The organism is Chitinophaga skermanii (genome assembly GCF_003259335.1).
Lineage (GTDB): Bacteria > Bacteroidota > Bacteroidia > Chitinophagales > Chitinophagaceae > Chitinophaga > Chitinophaga skermanii.
In genome coordinates, this window is sequence record NZ_QLLL01000016.1 from 1 (window position 1) to 13,022 (window position 13,022).

Genomic DNA, 13,022 nt, shown 5'->3' on the forward strand with positions numbered 1-13,022 from the left:
TGTCTTGTACTAAAATAACTTGACACTTAGCTAGCGATATTACTAAATGAACTTGACAGGGTTTGTCAAATTACTGATTTTACTTGACAAACAGCTTGAATACCAGCATTATGCTTCGTAGCTGGTGTTTGTAAATCGCATCCAAAGTGCCGTCTATACTGGTTGTAGCGGTAAATGGCGCTATTTACCTGCTTTACGGCTGCTTGGAAAGAAGGAAATTGTTGGTTTAGTTCAAATTCCTGTTTCAAAATACCATTTACACGTTCGGCTAATGCATTTTCATATGGGCTCCCCGTCTGGGTCATGCTGATTTTAACACCGTTTTTTTGCAGCACGCTTACGTAATCGTTACAGCAATATTGCACACCGCGATCAGAATGATGAATGAGGGATTCGGCAGGTAAAGCCCTTGCCTTTAAGGCCCTTTTTAAGGCTGCAATACAGCCGTCAGCTTTTAAATTGGGGCTTAACTCGTAACCCACAATTTTCCTTGAATAAGCGTCTGTTATTAATGACAAGTGTATAAAACCATTTTTAGTAGACAAGTAAGTAATATCACTTACCCATAACTGTTCTGGTCGACTAGGTACCATTCCTTGGATTAAGCTAGGCCATTTACGGTAATGATGACTAGACTGCGTCGTATATACCCTCTTTTTGTGACGTTTTACCAATAACCCGTGATCGGCCAATAATGCGTGTAGACCATCCCTTCCTAGTTTTATGTTTTGAGACACAAAGGTGGGCTTTAGCTCCTTGTAAAGCTTAATAGTACCACTTTTTGGAACCATTTTCTTGACGGCTTGCACCAAGTCTAATACGACTGCTTTTTGCCAACTACTACTGCTATCACGTTGTTTAATATCATACCATGCTTGCCTTGTTTTACCAAACAAACCACAGATTTTTGACAAGGGGACTTCCCGCATTATCGCTTTCATTTGGGTGGCTGTTTGATGCCAAGCTTTTTTACGATATCAACGCCCAGCTCCTTTTCTGCATTTTTGATCAACATTTCTAAGGCTGTAATACGAAGTTGGGCATCCTTCAATTGCTCTTCCACTTCACTATTAGCGGTAGAAGCCTGAACACTAGATGATGTAGAAGCTTCATTCTTTCTAAACCATTCTACCATCGTTTGCACAACAGATGCACTTTTTAAACCATGCTTCCTAGCTAGTTCGGACATACTCAGTGAACCTGTGAGGTACTCACGGGCGATCATAATTTTGAAGGACTCCTCGTAAAGGAAGGCGCTACGACCATGTTTCTTTTTCATAATTATCTCAAATTTAGGCTAACTATATGTAAAGTCGTTTTAGGAACCGACACTTGGAGATTACTTGAAGGTTACTTGAAAACTACAGTGAATGATAAGGTAACATGCCTACAAGTAACTTATTAACTAAAGGGATTGGCTTAGGATGGTACATCAATTTATAAGGAAAGGCTGCCTTTTTGTATGGGGCAGCCTTTTTATGTTTATTTAGAAGCCACGAGATATTCCGGGTCTTCTATAATATTCACTTCAATAACGGCACCTGCATTCTCTAATAATCGTTTACAATCGGGACTGAGGTGGCGAAGTTGTAATGTTTTTCCGGCTTGTTGGTATTTATTGGTGAGTTTGTTAAGAGCTTCAATACCACTCATATCAGCTACACGGCTTTCTTTAAAATCTATGATAACTACTTGTGGATCTGTACCTACTTCAAACTTCTCCATAAAAGTGCTGACAGAACCGAAGAAAAGCGGGCCAAATATCTCGTAGTGTTTTACACCATTTCCATCTATAAACTTCCGGGCACGGATGCGTTTAGCGCTTTCCCAAGCGAAAACTAGTGCAGAAATGATGACACCAACCAGTACGGCTAAAGCAAGATTATGGAGTAATACGGTAATTAGTGCTACGAGGATACCCACGATAATATCGGCCTTTGGCATTTTATTAATTATCCGGAAACTGGCCCATTCGAATGTGCCGATGGCCACCATAATCATTACACCTGTAAGTGCGGCCATTGGTAAACGTTCTATAATTGGGGCGCCAAACAGGATAATCATTAGAATGGTGATAGCAGCAATAATTCCCGATAAGCGGGCTCTTGCACCTGCCGAAAGGTTCACGAGTGTTTGTGCAATCATGGGGCAACCACCCATGCCAAAGAAAAACCCGTTAGCAATATTAGCAGTTCCTTGTGCTATAGATTCACGGTTGCCATTTCCCTTGGTTTGGGTAATTTCATCGACCAAGTTCAACGTTAGCAAACCTTCCGTGAGGCCTACTCCAGCCATGATCAATGCATAAGGAAATATGATTTGCAATGTTTCGAGTGATACCGGCACACTTGGGATATGGAATGGAGGGAAACCACCACTAACAGCGGCAATGTCTTTAACTGTTTTCGTATCAATACTAAAGCCCCATACCAATAAACCTACTACAATAATAGCAATGAGAGAAGCGGGTATTGCTTTTGTGAGTTTCGGGAATAATAAAACGATGGCAATCGTTAAAGCTACTAGTCCGCCCATTATGTATAAAGGCGTACCTGTTAGCCAACCATCGCCTGCTTTAAATTGGTTGAGTTGCGCCATAAAAATGATAATAGCCAGTCCATTCACGAAGCCGTACATAACGGGCTGTGGAACAAGGCGTATGAATTTCCCAAGTTTGAAAATACCGACGAGAATTTGAAACACACCTGCTAATGCAACTGCTGCTAGTACATACTCGAGTCCATGGGATTGCATAAGAGCTATTAATACTACGGCTGTAGCACCTGCTCCACCGGATATTAAACCTGGGCGACCGCCGAAGATAGCCGTGATGAGGCCCATGATAAATGCAGCGTATAAACCTACCAGTGGAGGGAAGCCTGCTAGGATGGCAAATGATAGCGATTCGGGCATCATGGTCATGGCCACGGTTAGCCCAGCTAAGATCTCGTTCTTGTAATTCACTTTTTGTGAAAAGTCGAACAAGTTGAAATATGTCTTCATGTAAAGTAAAGTGACCGGTTAAGAGGCCGCAAAATTAAACATTCTATTATTACCAGTGTTTTATCAATAGCGGGATATTACCCACTTATTCTAAATTATCTTACTTTCGCGGCAAAATACATCCAGCTCCAACCATTCCATTTTCCAGATATAACAAACATGAAAGCACAAATTAGAAGTGTATTATTAATTATCGTGGGCGCACTCATATTCGCTGCCGGTATTAATTTACTGGCCATTCCGTCGAAATTGTCGGAAGGTGGCGTTACGGGTATTACCATTATGACGTATTATTATTTTGGCTGGTCGCCCGGCATCACGAATCTTGTATGCAACGCGATCTTGATGTTTGTGGGTTGGAAGCTATTGGATAGGCGAACAATTTATTACACGATATTGGGTGTATTATTTTGCTCGCTTTTTCTTTACTTGATCCCAACAAACTTGCCATTACTTACACAAGATTCATTATTAGCAGCTATATTTGCGGGATTGCTCGTGGGAATAGGCATAGGCTTAGTCTTTTTATCGGGTGGTACTACTGGTGGTGCGGCCATTATTTGTCGCTTACTGCAAAAGTTCTTTGGCTGGAGTTTGGGTAATTCGATGTTGATCATCGATTTAGTTGTGATAGCAGCATCTTCGGTGATGATTGGTATAGAGAAAACGATGTACACGCTAATAGCTGTTTACATAGGTGCTCGCATGGTGGATTTTATTGTTGAAGGATTCAACAGTAAGAGAGCCGTAACCATTATATCACAACACGCTGATATTATCGCGAAAAAAATCACCGGCGACTTACAACGAGGTGCTACTGTTTTAAATGGACATGGCGCTTACACTAAAAATCCGAAAGAAGTGTTGTATGTTGTGATACCCAAGCAAGAGCTTATGGAGTTAAAACGCCTGGTGCAAGAAACGGATGCGGAAGCATTCATCGTTATTCACGAAGTGCACGAGGTATTAGGAAAAGGCTTTTCTATCGTCAAATAAATTGGATAGTATCCAATGTAGAGCCGGTCATGCGACCGGCTTTTTTTATGCTTGTATTTGAAGGAGTTGATTGACGAAATGTTGCAAACTGGGTTGCAGTTGGTATTTCGCGATGATATTTTTATGTTTTTGATAAGGTTTGGAGATTTTGTAATAGGCATGGGTCATACCCGATTTATTGCTTTTATCGATAAAATGTTTGTCTAACTTCTCATTGAGTCTATGAACACAATTGTTTGTAGTAGACGCTTTTTTATCTGTATAATAAATCGGTAAAAGCCAACACTCTAGCTCTTGAACACAAATAGCAAAAACAAGGCGAGGCAACATTTGGACTAACTTCTCTTCGCCGTGGTATTCTAATATGAGTTGATGAAAACGATCAATGATTTTTTGAATCAATATTTCACCACTTAATTTTAGACCATTTACATCTGTTTTTCTTACATCGAAATGAACTTGATCACAAACATCCGAGTCTACTTGGATAATGATATAATCATTATGTTCAAATGCTTGGATTAGGCGATCTGATTTGATGTATTCGAATACATTTGTCCAGCCCCCTGAATTGGCGGCATATGTAGTTTTATCAAATGCAGGTTGGATAAAACGGATATTTGTATTGAGATCTTCATTATTAAATACACCGATAAGTATGTTTTGTATTACTGTTTGATCGGTTGGTCCTTCTGCTATAATTCCAAAAGTAGTAGGCATTTAGAAGTTTTTGGGAAGCCCTCCTATATATCCACGCAGGAACTTCTCAGATAATCGTAATGACTCTTCACCCTCTAATGGAGTTCCTTTCAACACCCGATTAATCCTTGTTTTCCCGTTGATATTTCGGGCTACGGTAAACAAACGTTCATCTTCATTATTCAAATTCAAACCATCCAACACAGCAGGATTGTGGGTGGTTACTATAACTTGTTTATTATATTCTCGAGCTAGTTTAACCAACACTGAAATTACCTCGCTACAAAGCTTGGGATTTAATGCAGTATCAATATTATCAATTGCGAATAGTTTTGGTGAGTAATCGCTTATAAACAATGTGAAATAGAAAAGTAAGTAATAGAACCCTTCATTTACATTTTTTAAATCGATAGTCAATAACCCTTCTTCTAAATATTTATCTTTTAGGATGATCTCATCTTCCAAACCAGTAGGGTCATCTTTTACTTCAACCTCTTGCAACCAATCAATCAAACAAAGATGTTGTATTATAGTATCGAATTGAGATGGGTTGGTTTGCTTTATTATTTTTATCAATTTTAACAACCCTTCTCCACGATGACCTAGAGGTTGAATGTATGTTGTATCAATATTTAAATTTCTAAGAAAATAGTTTTCTGGAGAATATATTAGAAATTGAGCTATTGGACCGAAAATTGCCATTCTTGCAGTGCTTTCCTCCTCTATAATCTTAATTAATCCGTTAAGGTCTTCACTATCAACATCTCCATTTGCACTTCCTTTGATTACATCAGTTAATTGCTTTATTATACTATCAAAGTCTTTAAATCCATACTTTTGACGCCTTGAATATGGATCTTCTCTCCAAGATGAATAAGGAGTATTGGAATTTATAAGCGTTATTTCTCGAACTTCACTATTTGCCTCCAATTTAAAAAATATATTTTCAGTCAAGCTTTGCTTTTCAAACCCACTACGTACACTTTCAGCACTGCTTGTTCGAATTCCTCTTAAAGCTAATTGATCATCTTCCAACTTATTATCAATAGCCGCTGCGGCAAAACCAATCCCTTCTAGTATATTACTCTTACCACATCCGTTCTCTCCAATCAATACATTAAACCTACCCAATTCGATGGTTAGTTCGTCGATGGATTTGAAATTCTTGATGGTAATTTTTTCTAGCATGCGTAATTGTTATGAAACGAATTTAATTCATTTCCCCTACTTCTCATCACCTCATAAAAAAAGCCAAGCTAAAAAGCTCGGCTTTATTTCGAAAAGGATTGATTAATTAAAACTACAACTATCTTTATTTCGCAGCTGCTACTTGAACAGCTACACCATTTTTAATTTCATCTGTAGCATTGGTAATAAGTATATCACCAGGATTTAATGCCCCGAAGATTTCTACTTTTCCATCTGCTTCATTGCCTTTTTGTACAGGTACCCATACGGCTTTGTTGTTCACGACTTTAATAACGAATACTTCTTCAGAGTTCGTAATAACGGCGCTTTTTGCTACAATAAACACTTCTTGTTTACCAGGTAATGGAACACGTACTTCAGCGTACATACCGGGTAAAAGTTTTTTGTCGGTGTTGATAATATCCATCTCTAACAATTCACTACGAAGCTTTGTATCAAGACTTCCGGCGGTACGAGCAACATGAGCAGAAAATACTTCGCCTGGTAAAGAGCGAACGGTGAATTCTACATCTTTCGCGTTTTGTACTTGGCTTACATATTTTTCAGGAACAGCAATGCTTAAACGCAATTTGGCTTGTTCTTCTAAGCGGAGTAAGGGTTTTTCGCTACCGCGACCGGCAGGACCTACATACGTACCGGGGTGAACATTTCTTTGGCTGATTACGCCACTGAAAGGCGCACGGATAGTTAGATAATCTAACATATCGGCCACACCACGGTAAGCAGATCTTGCAGCCAATAATTCGGCGCTATCGGCACCCATTTTTGCGAAGGCCATGTCGAGGTCGTTTGGCGAGATGGTACCAGGTACTTTACTGGTTTTCAGCAAACGGTCGTACGTAGCTTTACTAGCGCGCAATACGGCTTCTTTGGTTTTTAAACGGCTCTGCGCCTCGAGCAATTGTGATTGCATTTCGGGGGCTTCGAGTGTTAGGATAACTTGGCCGGCTTTCACTTCCGAACCCATATCAACAGGAACGGTTTTCACGTAGCTATTTACTTTGGCGTAAAGGTCTACGAATTGGAATGACTTGATCTCGCCCGGTAAATTTAATACCGATTGTAATTGTCCTTTTTCCAGTTTCACAGTGTTTACTTGCACTGCTAGGTTTTCTTCGCCGCTCTTTTCATCATTTCCTTTGGAAGTGTTGCATGCGCCGAACGAGATCGTCAATCCGAGCCCCGCAAGCAGCAAGGCATTGCGAGAAATATGTTGCATGTATGTTGATGCTGATAATTTCATTGTATTGTAGTATTAATTGTTGAGTGCGTGTTGATGTGTTTGATGCCCTATAGAGGCTGTTGGCTCATCATGGAACTTGCTTTCTTCATCCGAAGGATCTAAAGAAGCGGAATCCACTGTTGTTTTCTTCTGCATGCTAGCGAAGATAAGCGGCAGAATCAATAACGACGCTAATGTAGAGGCTATCAACCCTCCAATTACCGCTCTACCCAATGGCGCTGTTTGATCACCCGCTTCACCCATACCACTAGCCATTGGAATCATACCTGCCACCATCGCGATACTGGTCATTAAGATCGGGCGTAAACGCAAGGTTGCACCTTCAGTAGCACTCAACACGGCGTCTTTCGTTCGTTTACGGATTGTTTCAGCATTGGTTACTAACAAAATCGCGTTCGCTACAGATACACCCACACTCATGATGATACCCATATAGGATTGTAAATTCAACGTAGAACCGGTTGCGAGCAACATTATCAACGAACCGGCTAGTACCGCCGGGATCGTAGATACAATTACGATGGCTAACCTAAAAGATTGGAAGTTTGCAGCCAGTAATAAAAGAATTACGATAATAGCTACCACTAACCCGCTCTGTAAGCTGTCTAAAGTTTCTGTTAACAAGCTCGTTAAGCCCCGTTTCTCTACAGATATACCACGTGGTGGATCACCAGCACGTTTAATAGCGGCATCGATGGCTGTAGATGCTGTTCCTAAATCCTTTTTATGAACGTTAGCATTGATGGATATAATACGTACGGGGCCTACACGATCGTATTCACCCACTACTGTATCCGGCACCAATTCTGCTACGTCGCCAAGCGAAGGACGGGCCTTATCTTTTGACAAAGGAATTGCTGCTAAGTCTTGCATGCTCGCCATTTCATTCTCTGGAACGGCTACTTGTACGAAGTAAGACGTTGCATTTCTTTCATCCAACCACACGTTCTTTTCTGTAAAACGAGAAGAAGAAGTAGCAGCAGTTAAAGATTTAGCGATTTCCGTTACACTTACGCCTAATTGTGCGGCACGTACACGATCAATATTTACACGAATAGCCGGGTAATTAATAGGTTGGCTAATTTGAACATCACGTAAGTATGGGATCTTCTTCATTTCATTCATCACTTTCTCCGCGAAAGGTTTACTATCTGCGAGATTCTTACCCATAATTGCCACTTCAATTGGCGTTGGCGCACCTTGGCTCATTACTTTATCGGTTAAGTCAATCGGTTCGAACGATACTTTCACTTCCGGCATCACTTGTTTTAAGCGGTTTCGGAGTTTTTCTTTGAAATCGTCCATATTCACTTTATAGTCTTCTGCCAGGTTTACTTGTAATACAGCTTCGTTAGAAGTAGCCATGAACAAGTAAATAGGGTTCGTTGAATAGGTAGAAGGGTGTGTACCGATGAATGATGAGCTAATGGCGATATTCTTCTCTCCTACTTGTTTTTTCAACACGTCGAGCGTAGTGAGGAGCATTTCTTCACTTCTTTCCAACCGTGTACCCACGGGGGCTCTTAAACGTAATTGGAACTGGCCGTTGTTGATTTTTGGTAAGATATCGCGGCCGATTAAGCTAACACACAAAACGATAACAGCCGCGATTCCCACCACATAAGCAGTAATCACCCATTTGCGAATGCCCAACAAGCGTTGGATCAAGCGCATGAAACGTAATTTAAATTTCTCGAAGCCGCCCAGTTTTTGCTCGTGCTTTTGTTCATTGTTAAGATCGCGCAAGCTGGATTCAGCCGACTGGTCGTTAATAGCCAGTGTACCAGGGTGCTTATCATGATCTTTGAACGAATGATCTTTTAAGATCCAGTTCGCCAAAATTGGAACGAATGTTTGCGCTATCAAGTAAGCTGCGATCATAGAGAAACCGATCGCTAATGATAATGGCAAGAACATGGCCTTCGGTACGCCCGACATTGTGAATGATGGCGCGAATACCGCGAGAATACATAATAGAATCAACAACTCTGGGAACGAGATCTCCAAGCTCGCGTCTAAGATTGCGCGTGCTTTGGGTTTGCCCATTTCTAAGTGTTGGTGAATATTTTCAATGGTTACCGTAGCCATATCCACTAGGATACCAATGGCCAAGGCCAAACCAGATAAGGTCATGATATTGATCGTTTGTCCTGCTAACTTCAAGCCCATCACACCAATTAACAATGAAATAGGAATGGTTAGAATTACGATCAGCGCACTTCTTCTATCACCTAAGAACAATAACACCATCAAACCGGTGAGAATTGCACCGATGGCACCTTCACTGATCAAGCTTTTTACGGAGTTGATTACGTAGGTAGATTGGTCGAACTCGAATGACAGTTTTACGTCTTCGGGTAATAGTGTTTGAATAGTGGGTAGTGCTTTTTTGAGGTTATTTACCACCGTCCATGTAGACGCATCGGCCGTTTTAATGGCCGGGAGGTATACAGAGCGTTTACCGTTGATAACGGCGTAACTGGTGGTTACGTCGGCACCATCTTCAATAGAGGCAATATCTTTCAAAAACACGGTTGGTCCTTCACCCATTACTAACGGAATATCTTCGAATTCGCTGATTTTCCGCATAACGGTATTGGAAGGAGTGAGATAAGTGGTGTTCCCGATTCTAACGTTACCTGCCGGCGAGATTTGGTTATTATCTTTCACGGCGGCCACTACTTGATCGGGGGTAAGTTTGTGGCTGCGCATTAAAGCAGGATCGATTTTAATAACAACGGTACGAGAGTTACCACCGAATGGCGCAGGAGAAGAAAGGCCCGGGATGCGCGAAAACGAAGGTCGCACAATTGTCATAGCCAAATCTTGTAACTCGTTATTTGTACGCGAAGGGCTGCTTAATGCTAACTGGCCGATTGGCAAAGTACTAGCATCGAAGCGGATAATAAATGGCGGCTGGGTACCGGGTGGCATCGATGCGAATGCACGGTTAGCCATGGCCGTTACCTCGGCGGCGGCTTGTGCCATGTTGGTACCTTCGTAGAAGGTTAACTTCAACATTGTTAAGCCCTGGATATTTTTTGTTTCAATATCTTTAATACCACTTACGTACAAGAATAAGTTCTGGTAGTTGGTGGCAATAAAACCTTCCATTTGTTGCGGACTCATACCGCCGTATGGTTGCGAAACGTAGATAGCCGGTAAATTCAGATCGGGGAAGATATCGATCTTGATATCACGTAAACTCATGATACCGAAGAACAAAAATCCTATTACCACCACCACAACGGCTATCGGTTTGCGTAATGCTGTTTTAACCAGGTTCATAGTAAAATGCTAAGCGGTTATTGTTGACTTAAAAACACCTGGATATCGCCCAGTGCTGCGGCTTTGAAGAGTAATGCTTGCCATACAGCGGCATATACTACATCACGATCGGTATCGGCCCGGTTGATATTATACAGTGCTTGTGATAAATCAACGATGTTGGCCAAACCGTTTTCATATAAAGTACTTTTCTGCAAGAAGGCATCTGATGCTGCTTTCAATTGTACCGGCACAACAGCATACTTCTGCATAGCGTTTTCGATTTGTTGTTGGGAAAGGGTCAATTGGTTAGACAATTGATTCTGTGCCAACTCCAATTCGTTTTGCATAGCTTCCGTATTGTAGTGTTGCTTGGTAACTTGCGATTTGATGCGCGCGAGGTTTGTGATACCCCAACTTACGTTCACGCCGAGTAAGTAGTTGGAGCGTGTTGGGTGAATACCATCCCACCATCCTGTATTGTAACTACTTAAGTTAGCAGCGCCGTAATCGGAATTAAAGCCACTACCACGGGTTTGCGCGATGCCGAAGAACGTAAACGTTGGCATGATCTGCTTATGCAAGTAAAGTTCGTTGCTTCTACTAAGTTGTACGCGGCTGTTAAAGAATAACAACGTAGGGTGTTGCGATTGTGCGGCGTTCTGTTCCAAAAGATTCTTCGGTAATGCTGATACAAAAGACGTATCGAGCACGTACTGAACAGCGGAAACGCCCATCAGTTCGCCGAGTTTGTTATTTTGAGCCAGCTCGTAGTTCTGTGCATCTAACAAGGAAAGTTTCGCTTTAGCAACTTCGGAGTTAGCGATAGAACTATCAACGCCCGCATTTAGACCGTTCAATGTGCGCACTTGGATCATTTCCTGTACAGACACGGTTCGGTCGAGGTTGGCTTTCATAGAACGCGTGAGGCGTTGGGCAGTAAGGAGAGAAATGTACGCATTGACTACCTTGACTTGTTGCGTAAATTTTTCTTGGTTGAGGTCAGCCATATCTCTTTGATATTGGCTGCTGCTCATGGCTTCTTTGGACTTCTGTCTGCCGAAGGCGAAGAAATCCCAGTTTACGTTGGCGATATAAATTCCGCCGAAGGCAGAATTCCAGTTTTGGTCGGCGAGTGCCGGACCGCTAGAGGATACTGAATATCCTTTATAACCATACAACGGCCCTGTTTGACCATTAACAGTACCGTAACTGTTTTGCACACTCACATTCAAGTCGGGCAGGTATTCGCGTTTTGTCGCGGTAATGCCGGCATTGGATGCTTTCGCATAGTTTTCTTTTGCTTTGATAGCGCGGAAATTGTTCATCGAAGTTTCCAGCGCTTCTTGCAAAGAAAGTTTTTGTTGTGCATACGTTGGGGTACCATTAACAAGGAAGATAGCCGAGAGAGATAATAAAGAAACTACCTTTTGAATACCCATAAAAAACAATTAATGAAAAAATAGAAAATGCATGGTTCCATTTAAGGGAAATGCAAAATTAATTGCCGGGTGATTCAACATTGTTGGACAAATATGCTAACGACTTGCACTATTTGAACATCGTTTCTCTAAAATCTTGCGGTGATGATCCGGTATGGTTTCGGAAAAAGCGTGAAAAGTAAGCAGGGTCTTCAAATCCAAGCTCATAGCATATTTCCTTTACACTTCTGTGACTATATGCAAGTTGACGTTTTGCCTCCAACACCAATCGATCGTGTAACATATCGCTTAATGTTTTGCCAATACTTTCTTTCACAATTTCATTTAAACGTTTTGGCGTAAGCGCGAAGTTTTCGGCATAGAAAGTTACTTGGTGTTGTTGGCGGAAATGTTGTTCCATAATTCGGCGTAGCTCAACCATTCGAGCATCATAGGTTTTGCTATTGCTCGTGGATCTTCCTAGCTTCTTTTCCCTTTCAATCAACAATAGAAATGCATTCAGATAATGCTTCATGATATTGCGGTTGCAATTGGGGCGCAAAGCGCTTTCATCCGCCATCAAGTGGCATAAACTTTCCAGCTTCGTGGCTGCAGATTCCGAGATTTTAACCGGGCCATATGCCAACGAATCGTCGAATAGGCTGGTAAAATCGTATACAGAGCCACGATCGTTACTGTTGGAGAAATAGAATTTTTCGGTGAACACAACAACGTGCCCAATTTTCAAACAATCTAATAATTGGTGCACTTGCCCAGGGCGCAATAGGTATATCACATCATCCTCTAAAGCATACTCCACGAAATCGACTACATGCTTACCCTTTCCTTTTTTAAACCAGATCACTTGGAAATGGTCGTGCCGATGGGGTTCCCGCGTTAAATCTTTCACGCATGTTTCCAGCGGAAAGATGGAGAACTGCCCTGTAATCGGCAATTCCTGGTACGGAATATCGTTCATATTTATTTTCTCTGCCAATGATGTTGTAGTTGTAGTTGTAGTATAATAAGTGTCGTAGGGAATACAAATATAAAACTAAGCCATGGTAACGCTATTGCCCACTGAAATAATTTAATGCCGTTTTAATAATGGATAAACGGTTTATAAGAGTAATTTTATGTGCATGTGAAACCGACAATTGCCCGGTTTCTTTGCTACCTTTGTC

The 13,022-nt window shown here is 41.5% G+C and carries 10 protein-coding genes; 1 reads left to right on the forward strand and 9 read right to left on the reverse strand.

Going from position 1 to position 13,022, the window contains the following annotated elements; genetic code table 11:
* Positions 1-65 precede the first annotated feature (65 nt).
* The 3 genes from LX64_RS25230 to LX64_RS25240 all read right to left on the reverse strand — a co-directional run bounded on the left by LX64_RS25230 (position 66) and on the right by LX64_RS25240 (position 3,003).
* Entirely contained in the window at positions 66-941 is an 876-nt protein-coding gene (locus LX64_RS25230) for an IS3 family transposase (protein ID WP_111598168.1), read from the reverse strand.
* Positions 938-1,279, reverse strand: a complete 342-nt coding sequence (locus LX64_RS25235; protein WP_111598167.1) for a transposase — start codon at positions 1,277-1,279, stop codon at positions 938-940. Before LX64_RS25235 ends, LX64_RS25230 begins: the two co-directional genes overlap by 4 nt.
* A gap of 203 nt (positions 1,280-1,482) precedes the next feature.
* On the reverse strand, positions 1,483-3,003 hold the full coding sequence (locus LX64_RS25240) for a SulP family inorganic anion transporter (protein WP_111600483.1): 1,521 nt from the start codon (positions 3,001-3,003) through the stop codon (positions 1,483-1,485).
* A gap of 159 nt (positions 3,004-3,162) precedes the next feature.
* Here LX64_RS25240 and LX64_RS25245 point away from each other — a divergent pair, with 159 nt between their 5' ends.
* On the forward strand, positions 3,163-3,999 hold the full coding sequence (locus LX64_RS25245; RefSeq protein WP_111600484.1) for a YitT family protein: 837 nt from the start codon (positions 3,163-3,165) through the stop codon (positions 3,997-3,999).
* A gap of 45 nt (positions 4,000-4,044) precedes the next feature.
* Here the strand turns inward: LX64_RS25245 and LX64_RS25250 are convergent, their stop codons facing one another.
* The 6 genes from LX64_RS25250 to LX64_RS25275 form a co-directional block, all read right to left on the reverse strand.
* Positions 4,045-4,719, reverse strand: a complete 675-nt coding sequence (locus LX64_RS25250) for a phage tail protein (protein WP_111600485.1) — start codon at positions 4,717-4,719, stop codon at positions 4,045-4,047.
* Positions 4,720-5,886, reverse strand: coding sequence for an AAA family ATPase (locus tag LX64_RS25255; protein ID WP_111600486.1), 1,167 nt, complete (start codon positions 5,884-5,886; stop codon positions 4,720-4,722).
* A 124-nt stretch (positions 5,887-6,010) separates the two neighbouring features.
* Positions 6,011-7,150 carry an efflux RND transporter periplasmic adaptor subunit gene (locus tag LX64_RS25260; RefSeq protein WP_211324898.1) on the reverse strand — a complete coding sequence of 380 codons (1,140 nt, stop codon included), beginning with the start codon at positions 7,148-7,150 and terminating at the stop codon, positions 6,011-6,013.
* Positions 7,151-7,162: 12 nt separating this feature from the next.
* The gene (locus LX64_RS25265) at positions 7,163-10,438 is read right to left on the reverse strand and encodes an efflux RND transporter permease subunit (protein ID WP_111600488.1); all 3,276 of its coding nucleotides are present in this window, start codon (positions 10,436-10,438) and stop codon (positions 7,163-7,165) included.
* A gap of 17 nt (positions 10,439-10,455) precedes the next feature.
* Positions 10,456-11,859, reverse strand: coding sequence for a TolC family protein (locus LX64_RS25270; RefSeq protein WP_111600489.1), 1,404 nt, complete (start codon positions 11,857-11,859; stop codon positions 10,456-10,458).
* Between the two features lie 109 nt (positions 11,860-11,968).
* On the reverse strand, positions 11,969-12,817 hold the full coding sequence (locus LX64_RS25275; protein ID WP_148707471.1) for a helix-turn-helix domain-containing protein: 849 nt from the start codon (positions 12,815-12,817) through the stop codon (positions 11,969-11,971).
* Positions 12,818-13,022: the final 205 nt, after the last annotated feature.

Coding starts and splice junctions, on each gene's coding strand:
- LX64_RS25250 (WP_111600485.1), bottom strand. CDS start 4,719: ATGCCTACTACTTTTGGAATTATAGCAGAAGGACCAACCGATCAAACA.
- LX64_RS25275 (WP_148707471.1), bottom strand. CDS start 12,817: ATGAACGATATTCCGTACCAGGAATTGCCGATTACAGGGCAGTTCTCC.
- LX64_RS25265 (WP_111600488.1), bottom strand. CDS start 10,438: ATGAACCTGGTTAAAACAGCATTACGCAAACCGATAGCCGTTGTGGTG.
- LX64_RS25235 (WP_111598167.1), bottom strand. CDS start 1,279: ATGAAAAAGAAACATGGTCGTAGCGCCTTCCTTTACGAGGAGTCCTTC.
- LX64_RS25270 (WP_111600489.1), bottom strand. CDS start 11,859: ATGGGTATTCAAAAGGTAGTTTCTTTATTATCTCTCTCGGCTATCTTC.
- LX64_RS25255 (WP_111600486.1), bottom strand. CDS start 5,886: ATGCTAGAAAAAATTACCATCAAGAATTTCAAATCCATCGACGAACTA.
- LX64_RS25230 (WP_111598168.1), bottom strand. CDS start 941: ATGAAAGCGATAATGCGGGAAGTCCCCTTGTCAAAAATCTGTGGTTTG.
- LX64_RS25260 (WP_211324898.1), bottom strand. CDS start 7,150: ATGAAATTATCAGCATCAACATACATGCAACATATTTCTCGCAATGCC.
- LX64_RS25240 (WP_111600483.1), bottom strand. CDS start 3,003: ATGAAGACATATTTCAACTTGTTCGACTTTTCACAAAAAGTGAATTAC.
- LX64_RS25245 (WP_111600484.1), top strand. CDS start 3,163: ATGAAAGCACAAATTAGAAGTGTATTATTAATTATCGTGGGCGCACTC.